Annotated in this window: 11 protein-coding genes and 1 tRNA gene; 1 reads left to right on the top strand and 11 read right to left on the bottom strand. The window is 41.8% G+C overall.

Annotated elements, in window-relative coordinates:
• Positions 1-21: 21 nt before the first annotated feature.
• The 8 genes from TBC1_RS15175 to TBC1_RS15125 form a co-directional block, all read right to left on the bottom strand.
• On the bottom strand, positions 22-2,409 hold the full coding sequence (locus tag TBC1_RS15175; protein ID WP_062044746.1) for a DEAD/DEAH box helicase family protein: 2,388 nt from the start codon (positions 2,407-2,409) through the stop codon (positions 22-24).
• An 11-nt stretch (positions 2,410-2,420) separates the two neighbouring features.
• Positions 2,421-3,239: a KilA-N domain-containing protein gene (locus TBC1_RS15170; protein WP_062044743.1), complete on the bottom strand. Its 819-nt coding sequence runs from the start codon at positions 3,237-3,239 to the stop codon at positions 2,421-2,423.
• Positions 3,240-3,318: 79 nt separating this feature from the next.
• Positions 3,319-6,507, bottom strand: a complete 3,189-nt coding sequence (locus TBC1_RS15165; protein WP_062044741.1) for an N-6 DNA methylase — start codon at positions 6,505-6,507, stop codon at positions 3,319-3,321.
• Positions 6,508-6,756: 249 nt separating this feature from the next.
• Positions 6,757-7,626, bottom strand: coding sequence for a DUF4435 domain-containing protein (locus TBC1_RS15160; RefSeq protein WP_062044739.1), 870 nt, complete (start codon positions 7,624-7,626; stop codon positions 6,757-6,759).
• Positions 7,627-7,630: 4 nt separating this feature from the next.
• Positions 7,631-8,485: an AAA family ATPase gene (locus tag TBC1_RS15155; protein ID WP_062044737.1), complete on the bottom strand. Its 855-nt coding sequence runs from the start codon at positions 8,483-8,485 to the stop codon at positions 7,631-7,633.
• Positions 8,445-9,047: an AAA family ATPase gene (locus TBC1_RS15150; protein WP_062044735.1), complete on the bottom strand. Its 603-nt coding sequence runs from the start codon at positions 9,045-9,047 to the stop codon at positions 8,445-8,447. Before TBC1_RS15150 ends, TBC1_RS15155 begins: the two co-directional genes overlap by 41 nt.
• A 678-nt stretch (positions 9,048-9,725) precedes the next feature.
• A complete protein-coding gene (locus tag TBC1_RS15145) occupies positions 9,726-11,054 on the bottom strand; it encodes a metallophosphoesterase (protein ID WP_062044733.1) in 1,329 nt (442 codons plus the stop codon).
• Between the two features lie 2,368 nt (positions 11,055-13,422).
• A tRNA-Ser gene (locus TBC1_RS15125) sits at positions 13,423-13,510 on the bottom strand.
• A 310-nt stretch (positions 13,511-13,820) separates the two neighbouring features.
• Between TBC1_RS15125 and TBC1_RS15120 the strand changes: the two genes are divergently transcribed.
• Positions 13,821-14,837, top strand: a complete 1,017-nt coding sequence (locus TBC1_RS15120; protein ID WP_062044725.1) for a pirin family protein — start codon at positions 13,821-13,823, stop codon at positions 14,835-14,837.
• Between the two features lie 603 nt (positions 14,838-15,440).
• On the opposite strand, the gene TBC1_RS15115 is transcribed toward TBC1_RS15120, so the two are convergent.
• The 3 genes from TBC1_RS15115 to TBC1_RS15105 are packed head-to-tail and all read right to left on the bottom strand — an operon-like array spanning position 15,441 to position 17,324.
• Positions 15,441-16,241: a TPM domain-containing protein gene (locus tag TBC1_RS15115; RefSeq protein ID WP_062044723.1), complete on the bottom strand. Its 801-nt coding sequence runs from the start codon at positions 16,239-16,241 to the stop codon at positions 15,441-15,443.
• Positions 16,242-16,251: 10 nt separating this feature from the next.
• The gene (locus TBC1_RS15110) at positions 16,252-16,698 is read right to left on the bottom strand and encodes a TPM domain-containing protein (RefSeq protein WP_062044721.1); all 447 of its coding nucleotides are present in this window, start codon (positions 16,696-16,698) and stop codon (positions 16,252-16,254) included.
• Positions 16,699-16,733: 35 nt separating this feature from the next.
• Positions 16,734-17,324, bottom strand: coding sequence for a LemA family protein (locus TBC1_RS15105; RefSeq protein ID WP_062044719.1), 591 nt, complete (start codon positions 17,322-17,324; stop codon positions 16,734-16,736).
• Positions 17,325-17,381: the final 57 nt, after the last annotated feature.

Raw genomic sequence — 17,381 nt, 5'->3', positions numbered from 1 at the left:
GTTATTCCGACTATAGGCTAACTATGCACTTGCTCTTTTTACAATAGTTTGTTTCAATTCGTTAATAACAAAATTGAATTTTCCATCAAATATCTGGTTTATTGTTTCATAAGACCCTATTAGTCTTTCATAGATTGGGTTTCCAAATATTTCATTAATATTAATATCTCGATTTGATGCCACATTGGAGGCAAAAACATCTTTGATTTTCTTTAAAATTACAATTTGCTCATCTGTGAAGTTGTAGGTGTGAATGTAAGAAAGATAATTTTTTTCAATTCTTTCCTTTGGCGTAGGAATCCTTTTCCTTCCTAATGCGTGCAACAAAAAGTCCCATGCAGAACCTTCAGGATAATCATACATTTTTTGCAAATGTCCTTCGTCCATAAATGTATTTGGTAAACTCAACCATTGAATAAATTTTGCCAGTTCTTCATCGGTCGGTTGATATTCGGGCTGTTCGGCTTTCTTTTTCAAATCCACCACTACTGGTTCCTGGCTTTTCTTTAGTTCTTCTTCAAAAATCTGCTTAGCCTCTTCAATTGGTATGTTGTCCTTTATTTTGATTGAATCACCATGAATTTCAATGCGCTGGATCATATGTGCAGGATCGGGATTATCGATTAAAAAGTACTCACCTTTTGGATTTATATTTATACCCGCATTTGCACTTAATCTTTGACCTCCCGGTTTTACTATCTTTTTATTTTCTTTCAGCGTTCCTTTACCATTATCCTCCATACGTTTGCAAAGTCCAACAAAGTCTAGAATCTGGAAGCTAAACTTTCCTGTTTTTGGGTCAAGACGAGTACCACGACCAATCATTTGAATGTACTTACCAACTGACTTTGTTAAAGCTGCCAAAGCTATATAGCGAACACAAGGAATGTCAACACCTGTACTCAAAATATCTACTGAAACAGCCACATACGGCTTTTGATAGGGCTTTTTAAACCAGGCTTTCAGCGTTTCGTTTAATTCGTTATTTTCTGATATTACAGCTTCTGCATAGTAGGGTTTTTCTGAACCGTCAATTTGAAATACTTTATTAATCGCTTTAGCCAATTCAATGCAATGCGCCTGACTGACGCCAAACAAAATCACTTTTTCACCGTATTGCGTATTTTTCTTCAATTCTTCTGCAATTCTGAGGCAGTTTTCTTCCGAAATAAATTTGCGGTTTAGTTGTTCTAACTTTAATTTTTTTTCAGCCCCTAAAGCTATTACATATCGTTCTTGCGGGTCAAGCACATGGTCGAATTCAATACCATTTTGTTTTGCTTCTTCTACTAAAGACGAAATCAATTCAATTGGTTTATAAGGTGCTAAAAAACCCTCATCAATTCCTTTTGCAATATCAAATTGAAAATCGGGTTCGCCAGTTTCGCAACCAAATAATTTGTAGGTGTCAATTATTGCCAAATCTTCTTCGTCAACCTCAGCTCCTTCTATGGGTGTAGCAATGCGTGGTGTAGCTGTTAAACCAATTCTTGGACAAAGAAAATGGTCGAATATAAGTTTACGGTTTACGTTAATGCTTCGGTGGCATTCGTCCACAATTATTAAATCATAAAAGTTAGAAGGTAAATCGCTATGAATTAATTCAAGTGTATCAATGACAACCACATGAATACTGGCGTTCTTTCTTGTCCTGAAATTTGAGGTAGTTATCCAACTCGAAGTATATTCACGGCTGATTAAAGAAAATCCATCGTCAACGGCTTGTTTTGCCAACATTCGCCTGTCAACCACAAACAAAATTCGTTTGGCTAATCCGCTGCTCAATAATGCTTTTACCATTGCTACGGCAGTTCTTGTTTTGCCAAGACCAGTAGCCATGTGGATAAGCATTTTTTGTTTACCGGCTTTGTAGTTTTCTATAATGGTGCGAATACATTGTAATTGGTAATAACGTTCTTTGCCAACAGTTGGGTCGTAACCGCCGGCGATGGTGGTGTCAATGGTAATTTCTTTGTTGGAAGCTATTTTTTTCTGCTGCTCAATTTTAAGCTTCATTTCTTCCAAACTCATATAGGTGGTTACCTGTTTAAACTCTCCTGCATCCAGGCCACGCCAGGCATTGTCGTAAAATAAAATTCGTTCGGCACTGCAAGCATAAAGAAATCTGGGTTTTAAGAGCTGTGTAACAATGGTGCGAAGCTTTAACAGGTCTTTGTTTTCCTTATCTAAATTGTTTTCGATAACAGCTAAAACATCGCCGTTCATGTCTTGTAAAACAATGTCGGGGCGAATGTTTTTAAGTGTTGGGTAATCCTTTTTAAGATTTTCAGGTATATCATACGTTTGCTGATACAATAGCGTATCACCTACTTTCCATCCGTATTCATTTACCAATTTTTGAATAATTGGTATATCAGTTGAGGTTGCTTCGTTAATTTTCCTGCTCATTTGTGCGCCAATTATTTCAATAATTTTCTGTTTTCAACATCCTGTAAAATTTTCATTTGTTGAATGGCTATCTGGTTCAGTTTTATCAATCGGTCTTTTTGCTGCAAACCCTCGTTTATAAATACTGCGTTCAGGGTTTCCATATTTGATAAGCAAATCAGCTCGTTAATGGTTGCGTAATCACGAATGTTCCCTTTTAAATCAGTATTAGTATCTCTCCATTGTTTGGCGGTAATTCCAAACAAAGCTACATTCAACACATCGGCCTCGCTGGCATAGATAATTGAGGTTTGGGCCGGAGTGAGTTCTGCCGGAATAAGGTTTTGCTTAATGGCATCGGTGTGAATGTGGTAGTTGAGCTTTGCTAATTCGCGTTTTGCACTCCATCCCAATTGTTTTTGTTCGTCTTCTTTCAGGCGTTGGAATTCTTTAACCAAATACAACTCAAATTCTACCGAAACCCAACTGGCAAACTTAAAAGCAATATCCCGCTGGGCATACGTTCCACCTCCTGCACCATTTTTTGTAATGATTCCAATAGCTCCGGTAATTTCAACCCATCGCGAAGGACTCATTGTAAACGCATTACTTCCGGCATCTTTTAAAAGGGGATCGAATTCGACCCCTTTAAAATTCGGATTATTTAAACGCTCCCAAAGCCCTAAATATTCCAAAGTGTTTTTAAGACGCAACCAGTTTTTAACTACATCTTTTGGCTCTACAAGATTTTTCTGCCTTGCAATATCGGTAATGCTTATGTAATCGGCACCATTCACTTTTAAAGTACTGACCGAAATCTCTTTTACTTTTATCTGAGAAACTTTTGCCATAATCTATAATTTTTTTGTTTTTAAACCCGTCGAATTCGACGGGTTTAAAATGATCTAATTTGACCACTTTAAAAGCCCGTTAGTTTTCCTGCTCTTCTTCAACCTCCGTTTTTACAGGTTCTACATATTCAACACCCCAAACATCGGCTAAGATTTGATTGATCTTCCTTTGGGCGTTGGCTTTCATTTTACGTAAACCTTCCAAAATTTGGATTTGGGAATCTAAATCGTTTACAATTTGTTCTTGAATTGAAATATCAGGTAATGGAACTCTAATTTGCTTAACTATTGTTAAATTTAAATGGGGAACACCACCACCAGAGTAGTCTTGTCCTCTGATTTTATCATAAATTGACATAATATAGTACCAAACATATTTAGGAACTGCCTTTCCTTCATCAACTACAATTGCACCACAATTCTGTGTAATACATGCAGGAATTCGAAGATATGCACTTTGTCCTCTTGTTTTCCCTTGGCCATACATTGCAATCAGGATTGTATTTTTTGGATATACTCGTAATCCATAATCTTGAATAGCTTTATCAGAGAGTTTTTCTGATGTTTCATATATCTCATTCATTGCGACTTCGGTTGTCAAAACCCAGTTATTTTCACCTTTAAAATATTCTTCAATTTCTCTCGAAGGTGTAGAACCAGTTCCAACACTTGCAAAGTCATCAATAATAAGATTGTTATAATTTACACCCTCTCGAATGAAATCAGATTCTTGTATTTTCCAGTTTTTTAATACTTTATCAACTCCCTCAATAATTGCTTTTTGTTTTTCAATTTCAGCAATAATTATGTTTTGGTCATCAAAAGAGGGTAACGGAATTTCAATTTCTAAAAAATCATCTTGATGAAACCTTTGCTGCGCTGCACCGGTTGGATTTTTCTCAATAATTTTATCAACGAAAATTTGAGATTGTAAAATATAAGCAAGATACTTTATGTTTTCTGTTGATTTAAATACTGGAAAATCTGTGCTAACTATTGAATCAATTAACCCAAAGGGTATATAACCGATTGAACCTGTGTGAAGCCCTAATCTTGAATAAATTAAATATTCAGAACCATCATCTACTATTTCATTTTGTCTTTTAGTTGCTATTTCTTCACCTTTTACAATAGCACGTAGCTTAACTTCACCTGAATTGGAAACTGTTATTTGTTTGTACCTTTTGCCGTTATCAATCTGAACGAAATTCTGATATTCAGTTAAAATGTCTTTAAGTTTTATACTTGGATATTTTTGTTTAGACTTTAAAATCTCTCTGATTGTATATATTTCCTTATGTTCTGCCACAATACTTTCATCTATGTTGCTCACATATTCACGGGCAATATCTGCTTCTAAAGCGTTCGCAGGGTTTAACTTTAGCAAATAAGGCAATATGTTTTCGGGCTTGCTGTTGCTAAGTTTCTTGTAAACTTCATCAAGTGTTGTTGCCCCGTTGGGTTGTATGTGTTTTAATGTTTCAGTCCATTCGGCAATTTGGTTGTCGCTCAGGGTGCTTTTATAATTGGCAAAGTTGAACGAGTAGCTATGGGCTTTGTCTATGCGTTTGGCAATTTCGTTTTGTATACGGTTTTCAAGCATTTGGTCGAACACTTTCAACTCCATTTGCTTGTCGGCTTCGGTAATCTTTTTTGCCTTTATTTTTTTGTCGAGTTCTTCCGCTTTCCTAGCTTTTTCAATTTTGCCTTTTGCTTCCATGTCGGAACGGGTTTCGGTGCGGATTTTCTCTTTTATGCGTGGGTCAAGTGTTTTAATCCAATCGGAAGGTATGCAAAATTGGTTTCTCGTTTCATCGGGTTTTTTGCCGTGTTTTACAAATTCATGATACAGCGATAAACATTCAACCAACTGGTTTCCCTTTTGCTCTTTGCGATTGGTCCCCATGGTGAAACCATCGTTGGTTACTTTGTAAAACCAAGTCCAATCAGTTTTCCCACCTTTTTCAATAACAAGAATTGATGTTTTCGGACCTTGTCCGTTTTTACTTACAAATAATCCTTGTGGCAAAGAAATTACCGCTTTTAATTGGGCTTCTTCCAGCAGCATTTTCCGTAATGCCTTTGCACTAAACTGGTCCCATGTATGAAAACCCTCTGAAACAACAATGGCACATTGTCCGCCTTGTTTCAGATGCTCAAACATGAGCTTTACAAACAAAATAGTGGTTTCCGATTCTTTAGAATATTCGCTCCAAACATCGGGATAAGCTTCCTGGTCACGCTGTGCACCAAATGGCGGATTTGCGAGAACTACCGATTTACTTTCGTGGTCGGTAATCGGTCTGTATTTTGCCAAAGAGTCACCTTGTTCAATATTGGCAGGATTTAAGCCTCGGATATAGAAGTTGATAGCCGCCATTTTGCGAATCATCCCAAGATACTCAACTCCTGTAACTCCGCTTCTGTAAAATTGGGTTGTTTGTTCTATGCTTGGAAATTCAATTTGGTTCTTTTCAAAATATGTATCAAACCAATCGGCTAATTCTGAATGTGCCTTTTCGCCCGGCCATTCACGGGTTTGATCAACTCTTCTCATCACAAACTCAAAGGCATCGAAAAGAAATCCTCCTGTACCGCAGGCAGGGTCAAAAATGATATCATCAAAAGTTGGCTCAACCAGAGCTGTCATAAACTGCCGGATGTGGTCCGGAGTCCGGAATAATCCAATATCTTTTGTCCCACCTGTTTCACTTAGTGCAGATTCAATGGCATCGCCCAATAAATCAGTTTTTAACAATCTGGCCTCTTCAATTTCGTTGGCAACAATGTTGATTACTTCGCCAAGATTACCGCTATTTACGTTGTTGGTAAAATTTGAATTGCTAAAAACCTCTTCAATTAATACCAATTGGTCTTGAACTTTTTGCGGCAAATTGCCCTTGAAAACCTTTCTTGCACTTTGTAAAATGGTGGAATAGAAAGGAAAGAAGTTATCATTTAATTCTGCTAATATTTTGTCATTTGAAACTGTTGGCAAATAGGAGAATAAGCGATTTTCGTTTGATTCTTCCGGGGCATCTTTCCCTTTCTTTGGATCTTTCCATTTATAGTCAGCTGAAAATAATTCACGAAGTGGTTTAAATTCATCATCCTGTTTGATTTTTGTTTCGAAAATGCGGAGCAAAAGCAATTCAATAATGTACTCAACCCTTTGAACAGGCGTACCTGCCGGTCTAAGTTTATTGTGTAATGCTTTTAATGCGTTATTTGTCTTGTTATCTGCGTAATGTACAGTTGAACGTCCCATGATAATATTTAAAAACTCAAAAGTAACAATTTAGCCCGGGTATGTTAGTAAAGATGCAGCTCTTTTCAAGAATTTGTTTTGTGCGTTTGCTCATAAAGACTTGCAAATGTGCAATTTTGTGAGCTAGTTGCTTTTTTATCGTTTTCGTTTATAGCGCTTTACCGTTAAACTAAGCTATGACATTGCATTTGTAAGGCAAGACAACAATACTATATTTATGTTGCGGTTAACAACATTTTATGCAAGGTTTTAATTTTTATAGACTTTTTCCAAGTTATTGAAAAGATTATATTTTCTCAACTCAGCCAATTCAACTGCTAGGAATAGTGCTTTGGAAAAATTATCGATTTTAAAATTATCGTTGTTTTTTATTCTATTTACATACTTAAAAAATAAGTTTACAAAATCGTGCCCATGCATGTAATTTCTTAAATCTTGATTAATATTCTTCTTTAGCTCATTGATTTTTTCTAAATATATCTCTCTTTTGAAAAGCAGGTTATTCCTATTCAAGAATTTAGATAGGTAGTCATTGAAATCGAACTTTATCAATCCATGTTTTTCAATTACTACATTTGTTTCTAAAGAAACAAGAATTGCTGAATTGTCTAAAAGGAACCGTGCACATCTAAATACAAAAAAATCTACGAGGATGTTCTCAAAGGCACGAATTGTTTCACTGGGCCTTATTGGGAAGCCATTCAGTCCTATTTCAAAAATTTTAGAGAAAACAACTTCATTGAATAAATACATTTCAATTGATGAGAAGTCTGTATAAAGTGTAAACTTTGATGGGGGGTCTCTATTAACTAGTGATTCTAAGTCTTTATCCACAATAATTCTTACTCGTAAATCATTCTTTATTTGTTGATTTAGCAGGTTTGAAAAAAATATGCCCTTTTCTCTATTCGAATTCAATGTGGGATATGCTTCAAAATAAGTTGAGCAGTCCAAAGTCTCAAGTCCTTTAATAATGCAAATCTTCGAGCCCATGCGGCTCATAAAATGCCCATAAAAGTAAGAATCACTAGGACCTTCAACCCATAAATCACAAATTTCTGGTTCTAACTTATAAAGTGTTATAACTTCTTCAATCTTACGCTTATAATCTGTTGACATAAATTCACCTTTTTGATTCTAGCTTAATAGTATAGTTGTTAAATGTAGTTAGTAACTCAATAGAATGAGTAGCAATTAAAAATTGAACATGTCCCTCTTTATTTAGTGTCAATAAGGTTTGTAGTAATTGTCGTTGCCATTTTATATTAAGTGATAGCTCTGGTTCATCAATAATAAAAATTGTTGCGCGCTCAGATGCTATAATTACATTACATAATAAAATAAGCAACTGCTTTTCTCCCGATGAAAGAACATTAAAATTAATATCCTCACCGGTTATATATTTAACAATAAATCCGGTTTTAATATTATATGATAATCTCTTATTTGAGAAGTATGTATTGACACTGTTAATCAGGCTAAGAATAATTTCATGGATCTTTTTTAATGCATCTAATCTAGCGTTTAATGTTGAAATAAATGACTCAATAATCGGAAATGCAGAGAATAATTGCTCTTCAGTCGTTGTACTTAAGATTGCTTTAATTTTTGAAAAATCAAGTTCATTTACTAATCCGAACATTGAATATTCCTTAATTTTTTCGTCAATAACATCAAATGATCTTAATACCGGTTCTTTATCAATAGATTGTGTTTTTACTTTCTTTGCTTTTAATAACTCATATATTAGGTCAAGATATATTGAATTCATATTTATTTGACCGATGCTCGATCCAATTATTATTTGTTGTTGAATCCAATCATTAAGTCGTTTTATGATTATATCTATATTAATTTGGCTTTCAATCCCTTTTCTTCTTCGTTGAATTTCTCTTTCATTTGCAATATAATATTCAACATCAGAAGAGATTTGGTCTTCATCTAATCCCTTTTCTTCTTCGTTGAATTTCTCTTTCATTTGCAATATAATATTCAACATCAGAAGAGATTTGGTCTTCATCTAACTCAACTGAAGTCAAACTATCTAATGCTTTTCTTTCATCGGACAAATAAAAAATCAAAAGATTTAAGGATCTTAAATAAGATAGCATTAATTTAAATTTAACATTTTCTGGGGCGTCCTCATCAAGTTTAATTGATAAGTCTTGGCTTGCTTTTAGATAAACTTCAAATAATATTTTTGTTTTTTTCTTTATATAATAATTAAAAGACCCTAAATCTCCGTCAGTTCTTAATGCTCCAATTTCGATTCCACAGTTTAGAATTACTGAAAATTTTTTAAATTTTGTTTGGGCTATCTTTGACTTGTGACCACTTTTATCCTTTGAAGATAATAAGTAAAAAATAAGTTTTAGAATTGTAGTTTTACCAGAACCATTATCGCCATACAGAATTAATAATTGATTTTCAATAGACTCTGTATTTGTATTCGTTAATCTATAATCAAAGTAACCAAATAGTTTTTCTACAATTATTTCTTTAATTGCTAAATCTTGTTTTGAAGTAATTTGATTTTCCATGTTACATTATTTTTTTTATTTCAAATTCTCGAATAACGAGCAAATAAACAAATTGTTACAACTTACAACCGCTCACGTACATTTTCTCTCGAATAAAATCTCTCACAACTTTTTAAAACTTTATTTTGCAATTAAGATCCTCAATTCACTGAATTGGTATTATCCGCCGTAAATTTCAGCAACCTCTTTTAATTATGCAAGTTAATTATAGAATATTTTTCTATCTATAATTTCTTTGTTTCAGGGTGGGTTCAGGCTGGAGTGTGGTTTTTCTGCAATTCTGTTAGGCTGTTTCAGGTAGATTTATAGCCGTGCCCGGGAGATTCCGGTGGCATTTTACGGGGCAGATTGCGCAATTGAAGGAACTTTCGGGGTTATCAGCCGTTCCGGATACCGGGTTTAATGTTTATAGTTTCACGACTGACCGGTAAAGCTATGGAAGGGGTTGTGAGGTTTCGCACTTCAATGCATTCCTTTCAGAACGGGGATTTGCCGGTGATGTAACAGGCAGGCCCGGCGGGGTTATCACCACTGCCAGGCCTGCTTTATTTTAAACCATGCGGTCCGGGTGTTACTGAGCCTTACCGGCGAACGGGTCCGAAAGGGGAGGAGGGCCCGGCAGTTTACCCCGCCAACGGCGGTGGAAGTTAATCCCGGCGTTTTCCCTGATGACAGTGCTTAGAGTCTCAAGGAATCCGTAGCCAGTTCGGCAACGATTTCATCTTTAAAACCATAGAGTTTAACGAGGGTCTGGGAGGAGGCGTCATCGCTCTGCGGGGTGATCACTACAAAGTTCATTGCCGAAGGGTGCAGTTTATTATGATCAATCCATGTACCCGAGTTTGCATAAATTGTTTTCAGTCCCCGGTGGTCAACCGACGCTTCAATTTTAGGGATATGGGTATGCCCGAAAACGACGATTCTGACTTCTGATTCCGGATTTAAAAAGTACTGGGTTGTCGCCTGAATATCCGTCTCGCTTCCGGCTGCTGCGTTCGCGATGGCTTGCTGTGCAGGAATCATAACAGCGACGTTGTTGCGGGCCTGCCTTTCTATCCAGCTGTCTTGTATTCCATTATACAGATTGACATTGATAGGGCCCTCCGGGGTAGTCTGGTAAGGCAGCACATCGTTTACAGAATACGATCCTGTGAATCCATTCAGATTCGTCGCAATGATTTTCTCCTCAAATGTATTTTCTATTTTAAAAGTGTTCAGGGTCCAGTTCCACAATTTCCAGTATTCGAAAAGCAGGCTTTGGCTTTCACCGCCTGTGGTATTTTCCGTAACCACCGGAGGGGTTTCCACGGCTGTGGCCGGTGTCCCTTGCGATACGTGAAGCGCGGCTATTCTTGTGAAAAAGTATCCCGGAGGCAGGATTGTTCCCGGCGCGATATCCTGATTTGATATCGGGTCGGGTGCGCAGAAGAAATTGTAGCGGTGCCCATGCTCTATGGCTATTCCGGGATAACCGGCCGGTGAGTAAGTGCCTAAACCCAATTCCGGATCCCGTTCCTGGTTAATCCCCGGTAAGATCAGCTCAACGCTTGCCTCTGTTATGGTAAGGTCATGATTTCCCGGGACATAGGTTACCAGGATTTTCTCATCCTGAATAATGCTGTTCAGCATATCCATCACGCCTTTGTTGGCTGCGGCAATGCGCCGGACAAAATCTTCCTGATCCTTTCCCTGATAAGTATCAACCGGAGCCGGAACAAACCATTCGTCCAGCAGGTCTCCGGCAATTACCAGTTCTTTGACATTCTGAGATGCTTTGATCTGTTTAAGCAGTTTTTCAAGCGATGGCAGGTTATTTTTGCATTCGGCATATGCAAGGTCCGCGCCCAGGTGCAAATCACTGATTACCACAATCATATTCCGCTCATTTCCCCCATTGCTGAATGGGTTGATTTCAGCATCTTTGGGATCTGACTTATCGCATGATGCAACTAAACATAAGGACAGCAGCACGGAAAATGCACTCAATAATCTCAGAAAGGGTTTCATGGATATTTTTTTTTGGTTTTCCTACTCGTAAAGCTTTTCGGAATCCGCTGGTTTATGTGATCAGCTTTTGATCTTCAATTTATTCAGTTTCATTAAGTTAATTTATTTTCCATGCTTAAAGACATGATATATTCCTATCGTGGTGCATGATAATGTGGAATTAAGTAAAATGATTATCCGCCTCCGGAGCGCAAATGTAAAATATTTTATAGTTCTGCTTAATTAATAAAAAGAAATATTTTTAAAGTGAATCAGGAGTTTCTGATAAAGAATTATTTGAGATATGAAAAAGCCATAATGCACGTGGAATAAGCGAATCCGGGTTGTACTTTACATATAACGTATATAAATACTATATCTGCTTTCCTGTAACCGGCTTCCCGGCGGAATTTGAAGATTGGGTTTGACAGCGTTAGAATTTTCTGAATTTCGTGATAATCATGTTATAAGCATTTGGACTGAAACTTGTTTTTTAAGTGACACACTCCCGGCGCCGGCTGTCGCCCGCGTTTTTATTTTCCGGTCTCTCCGGCCGAATTAAAGAATTCGCCGGATTTCCCGGAAAAGGTGCAATTCTTTGGTGAAAGGTGCGGGATTACCTTCGATGATCCCTTGAGGGGGGCTTCAGACACTCCCGGCGCCGGCTGTCGCCCGCGTTTTTATTTTCCGGTCTCTCCGGTCGAAGGTTGCCCTTCGCCGGATTTCCCGGAAAAAGATGCAAATCTTTGGTAAAAAGGTGCAGGATTACCTTCGGTGATCCCTTGAGGGGGGGGCTTCAGACACTCCCGGCGCCGGCTGTCGTTCGTTTTTCCGGGAAAAGTTGCAATTCTTTGGTGAAAGGTGCGGGATTACCTTCGGTGATCCCTTTGAGGGGGGGCTTCAGACACTCCCGGCGCCGGCTGTCGCCTCCGTTTTTATTTTCCGGTCTCTCCGGCCGAATTAAAGAATTCGCCGGATTTCCCGGAAAAAGATGCAAATCTTTGGTAAAAGGTGCGGGATTACCTTCGGTGATCCATTTGAGGGGGGGCTTCAGACACTCCCGGCGCCGGCTGTCGTTCGTTTTTCCGGGAAAAGTTGCAATTCTTTGGTGAAAGGTGCGGGATTACCTTCGGTGATCCCTTGAGGGGGGGCTTCAGACACTCCCGGCGCCGGCTGGCGTTCGTTTTTCCGGGGAAAGGTGCAATTCTTTGATAAAAGGTTCGGGATTACCTTCGGTTATCCCTTTGAGGGGGGGCTTCAGACACTCCCGGCGCCGGCTGTCGCCTGCGTTTTTATTTTCCGGTCTCTCCGGCCGAATTAAAGAATTCGCCGGATTTCCCGGAAAAGGTGTAATTCTTTGGTGAAAGGTTCGGGATTACCTTCGGTGATCCCTTTGAGGGGGGGGCTTCAGACACTCCCGGCGCCCCGCTGAGCGGGGCGTTTTTATTTTCCGGTCTCTCCGGCCGAAGGTTGCCCTTCGTTGGATTTCCTGGCAAAAGATGCAATTCTTTTATAGAATTTTTGGGATTACCTTCGGTGATCCCTTGAGGGGGGGCTTCAGACACTCCCGGCGCCGGCTGTCTTTCTTTTTTCCGGGAAAAGGTGCAATTCTTTGGTGACAGGTTCGGGATTACCTTCGGTGATCCCTTTGAGGGGGGGCTTCAGACACTCCCGGCGCCGGCTGTCGCCTGCGTTTTTATTTTCCGGTTTCTCCGGCCGAATTAAAGAATTCGCCGGATTTCCCGGAAAAGGTGCAATTCTTTGATAAAAGGTGCGGGATTACCTTCGGTGATCCCTTTGAGGGGGGGCTTCAGACACTCCCGGCGCCGGCTGTCGCCCGCGTTTTTATTTTCCGGTCTCTCCGGCTGAATTAAAGAATTCGCCGGATTTCCCGGAAAAAGATGCAAATCTTTGGTAAAAAGGTGCAGGATTACCTTCGGTGATCCCTTGAGGGGGGGGGCTTCAGACACTCCCGGCGCCGGCTGTCGCCCGCGTTTTTATTTTCCGGTCTCTCCGGTCGAATTAAAGAATTCGCCGGATTTCCCGGAAAAAGATGCAAATCTTTGGTAAAAAGGTGCAGGATTACCTTCGGTGATCCCTTGAGGGGGGGGGCTTCAGACACTCCCGGCGCCGGCTGTCGCCCGCGTTTTTATTTTCCGGTCTCTCCGGCCGAATTAAAGAATTCGCCGGATTTCCCGGAAAAGGTGTAATTCTTTGGTGAAAGGTTCGGGATTACCTTCGGTGATCCCTTTGAGGGGGGGGCTTCAGACACTCCCGGCGCCGGCTGTCGCCCGCGTTTTTATTTTCCGGTCTCTCCGGCCGAATTAAAGAATTCGCCGGATTTCCCGGAAAATAAAAATGCCCCGCTTCGCGGGGCACCGGGAGTGTCTGGCGGAAAGAGAGGGATTCGAACCCCCGGACCCTTGCAGGTCAACGGTTTTCAAGACCGCCGCAATCGACCACTCTGCCATCTTTCCGGGGGCAAAATTACAACTTTTTTTGATTCCGCAAATTTTTTATTTCTTGCGGTAAGGCACGGCCGACACCTATGCTTTGTACTTGTCCATCCACCCGAAGGCCTCGTCATTCCGATCCCGGATTTCCGGGAGAGGAATCTGCAAAAAAACCTGACACTATATTATGATAAAATAGTATTCCAGGCATAGTGACCGGGTTCATTTACAGGGTTGATTATCCTGAATTAAAAAGCGCCGGATTGCTGAAGATTTCATTAACTTTACGGGAGAATAACCTGAAGGTGCCATTCCCTCTTTAAAGAGCTAAGCTATGTATAACACTTCCATCATCCGTATCCGGCCACTGGGATTTCAGTGGGAAACCAGCGATCCTTTTCTCTTTTGTCTGCATCACCTCGACGATTACCCGGCCGGGAATGCGGAACTGGGGCCGGCAGCATCGCTGGCAGGCCGTAACCTGGGTCAGGATTTTACCCTGAAAGACGGCTGGCGTATGTATCACGGGCAGAAGGTGCCGGGATTTCCGGCCCATCCGCACCGGGGCTTCGAAACGGTGACGGTGGTTTTAAAGGGATTTGTGGATCATTCCGATTCTCACGGAGCCGCCGGTCGCTACGGAAACGGCGATGTGCAGTGGATGACCGCCGGCAGCGGACTTCAGCATGCCGAGATGTTCCCCCTGCTGAAAGGGGAGGAGCGCAATCAGCTGGAACTTTACCAGATATGGATCAATCTTCCGCAATCAAAGAAAATGGCCGACCCCTATTATACCATGCTGTGGAATGAAGAGATCCCGGAAGTGTCCGTTGTGGATGAGGAGGGCCGTGTGACCACCGTCAGGCTGATTGCCGGAGCGCTGAACGGGGTTGTTCCGCCGCCTCCGGCCCCCGATTCGTGGGCAGCCGGTCCCGGCAACGAGGTCGCCATCTGGACCATCAATATGGAAGCCGGGGCAAAATGGGCGCTGCCGCCGGCCGTAAATCCTGTAAACAGAACCCTCTATTTCAACACCGGTGCATCGCTGAAAGTTTCAGGGGTGGAGGTGCAACCTTATCATGCCATTGAATTGTTCCCGGGCCAGACCACCACGATCGAAAACGGAAGCGCACCCGCGAAATTGCTGATGCTGCAGGGCCGCCCCATCCATGAGCCGGTGGTTCAGTACGGGCCCTTCGTAATGAATACGGAACAGGAGATCTACCAGGCCTTCGCCGATTTCAGGGAAACACAGTTCGGCGGCTGGCCCTGGCACCGGACCGATCCCGTGCATCCCCCGGCAAAAGGGAGGTTTGCCACCTTTGCCGGTGGCAGCAGCATAGAAAAGTAGGGTAGCGCGGGGATCCTTTACCTGACCTTGTGTAAAATGCCGCTAAAACTCCTTCCGGATAGAATCCGGTCTATCAGAATTGTGGCAAAGCACCAATGCTTGCTGTGAGATCTTTGATTCTTAGTTGGTTAATATTTTTGCAGATTATTCGTAAAGCGATGGTATATGTATTCGACCCCTCCGGGGTCGTGCTTTTCTGGTATGATCCTTTTCTATAAACATATGACTCCTCCGGAGTCAGAATATTGTTTAAAATCCATTTGCTAAATCCGCCAATATGTTACGCATTAAACATTAATTCTTTAAAAATATTTAGGTGTTTTTTTGTGCTTTTGTGTTTCCGTGGCATAATACACGTGCTTCAAAATTATGCAAGAAATCTGTTAATTAAATCCTAAGTGGTAGTGCGCATTAATCATTAATTTTTTAAAAGTTTTGTGGCTTTTAGTGCTTCTGTGTTTCCGTGGTAAAAAAAAGCCTCTATCAACCGAACGCCCCGGTACTCAGCGGAAGTCAAAAAAGCAAAACCCCGCAACAGCGGGGCGCTTATCTCAAAAATTATTTTTATCTGAAGGAGGGGCAAAAATACGGCTCCCCGGCTGACTACCAACTGCCGCTGGCGCCGCCGCCGCCGAAACCGCCGCCGCCGAAGCCGCCGAAACCGCCCCCTCCGCCTCCGCCGAAGCCGCCACCGCCGCCACCGCCCCAGCTGCCTCCGGAACTTCTGCCGCTGTTATTCAGCATCGACAGCAGAATCCAGAAAGGCAGATTGGAAGAACCGATGTTGTGGCGCTTATTGCCGGAATTCCTGCCCAGCAGGATGATAATCAGCACAATGATCACAATGGGGATGATCACCGCCAGGGCGCCTTCTTTGGATTCGTAATCTTCAGCCTTGAACCGCCCCGAAGCCAGGTCGATGATGATATCCGTGCCGGCGTTGATGCCGCCGAAATAATCGTTATTTCTGAAAAAGGGGATCATTTCATTGTCCACAATCCTGCGGGCGAAGGCATCCGGGATAATCTCCTCCATCCCGTATCCTGTGGCGATGGCCGCCTGTCCACGCTCATTGCCGACTTTTGGTATTATGAGGATAACAATCCCGTTGTCATACTGCTGCTGGCCTGCGCCCCAGGATTGCCCGATGCGCTGCGCCAGGTCGTCGATGTCGTATCCGTCGAGGCTTTTCAACGTAACAACGGTAATCTGCGTGGAGGTGCTGTCGTTGTATTCAACGAGTTTTTGCTCAAGCCGTGCCACCTCTTCTGCACTGAGAAGTCCGGCCAGGTCGTTCACCAGCCTCGGAGGTACCGGCTTTTCAGGGATTCCGGCCGAAACACTGAAGGTGAAAACGATCAGCGCAAGCAGTAAGAAGCAGCTTTTAGTGCGGGATAATTTCATGATCTGTTTATTAATTATTCCCGAAAGAGATTTCGTCTGATAACTCATTGACATCGCTGGATGTATATGGAAAATGTTTCTTGAGTTGTTTGCCGGCCTCATGAATTCCTTCAATAATCCCATCGGCAAATTGTCCTTCGCGGAAATGGTTGATCAGGATCTGCTTGGTGTTCTCCCAGAAATCTTCGGGCACCACGGTATTGATGCCCTCATCGCCGATAATGGCAAAGGAGCGGTTCTGTATGGAAAGATAAAACAGTACCCCGTTCCGCTGATCGGTTTTATCCATTTCGAGCAACTGAAAGATGGAGGCCGCCCTTTTCAGGATATCCCCTTTGAATTTGTTCTCGATATGAACCCTTATTTCCCCGGAGGTATCGAGTTCCGCATCCAGGATGGCCTGCTTGATATCCTCCTGCTCTTCGCGGGTGAAGAAGTTTTTGGCGCTTGTAGGCATGTCAGTTATTTACTGTTAACACTGGGAAACCGTTCTCAGAACTGTACTTCAGGAGCCTGCTCTGCTCCGCTTTCAGCCTGGAAATAAGCTTTCTTGTCAAAACCGAAAATGCCGGCCAGGATGTTGTTCGGGAATCTCCTGATCTGGGTGTTGTAAGCCTGGGCGGTTTCGTTGAAAGCGCGACGTTCCACGGTAATGCGGTTTTCGGTGCCTTCAAGCTGAGCCTGCAGGTCCATAAAGTTCTGATTTGCTTTCAGATCCGGGTAACGCTCAATCACCACCATCAGCCTCGACAAGGCCGATCCCAGACCGTCCTGGGCCTGCTGAAACTGCTGCATACTGGCTTCTGTCATGTTGGTGGGGTCTATGGTTACGCTGGTAGCTTTGGCCCTTGCTTCGATCACCTGGGTCAGGGTTTTCTGCTCAAAATCTGCATAGCCTTTCACGGTATTTACCAGGTTGGGGATCAGGTCGGCACGACGCTGATACACATTTTCAACCTGCGACCAGGCTGCGGTTACGCCTTCTTCGAGGGTGATGAGGCGGTTGTAACGGCCGGTAAGCGAAACAACGATCAGCAGAATGGCTCCGGCAACCACCAACAGGGTTACTAATGATTTTTTCATGGTTTAGCGATTAGGTTTTGTTTTGTAAAAGTAACAGGAAAAATTGAATTAATAAGG

Origin of the sequence: Lentimicrobium saccharophilum (assembly GCF_001192835.1) — a bacterium.
Taxonomy (GTDB): domain Bacteria; phylum Bacteroidota; class Bacteroidia; order Bacteroidales; family Lentimicrobiaceae; genus Lentimicrobium; species Lentimicrobium saccharophilum.
Note: the sequence above shows the minus strand (reverse complement) of the source record. Positions and strands in the feature narration are given on the sequence as shown.

Coding starts and splice junctions, on each gene's coding strand:
- TBC1_RS15175 (WP_062044746.1), bottom strand. CDS start 2,409: ATGAGCAGGAAAATTAACGAAGCAACCTCAACTGATATACCAATTATT.
- TBC1_RS15170 (WP_062044743.1), bottom strand. CDS start 3,239: ATGGCAAAAGTTTCTCAGATAAAAGTAAAAGAGATTTCGGTCAGTACT.
- TBC1_RS15165 (WP_062044741.1), bottom strand. CDS start 6,507: ATGGGACGTTCAACTGTACATTACGCAGATAACAAGACAAATAACGCA.
- TBC1_RS15160 (WP_062044739.1), bottom strand. CDS start 7,626: ATGTCAACAGATTATAAGCGTAAGATTGAAGAAGTTATAACACTTTAT.
- TBC1_RS15155 (WP_062044737.1), bottom strand. CDS start 8,485: ATGAAAGAGAAATTCAACGAAGAAGAAAAGGGATTAGATGAAGACCAA.
- TBC1_RS15150 (WP_062044735.1), bottom strand. CDS start 9,047: ATGGAAAATCAAATTACTTCAAAACAAGATTTAGCAATTAAAGAAATA.
- TBC1_RS15145 (WP_062044733.1), bottom strand. CDS start 11,054: ATGAAACCCTTTCTGAGATTATTGAGTGCATTTTCCGTGCTGCTGTCC.
- TBC1_RS15120 (WP_062044725.1), top strand. CDS start 13,821: ATGTATAACACTTCCATCATCCGTATCCGGCCACTGGGATTTCAGTGG.
- TBC1_RS15115 (WP_062044723.1), bottom strand. CDS start 16,241: ATGAAATTATCCCGCACTAAAAGCTGCTTCTTACTGCTTGCGCTGATC.
- TBC1_RS15110 (WP_062044721.1), bottom strand. CDS start 16,698: ATGCCTACAAGCGCCAAAAACTTCTTCACCCGCGAAGAGCAGGAGGAT.
- TBC1_RS15105 (WP_062044719.1), bottom strand. CDS start 17,324: ATGAAAAAATCATTAGTAACCCTGTTGGTGGTTGCCGGAGCCATTCTG.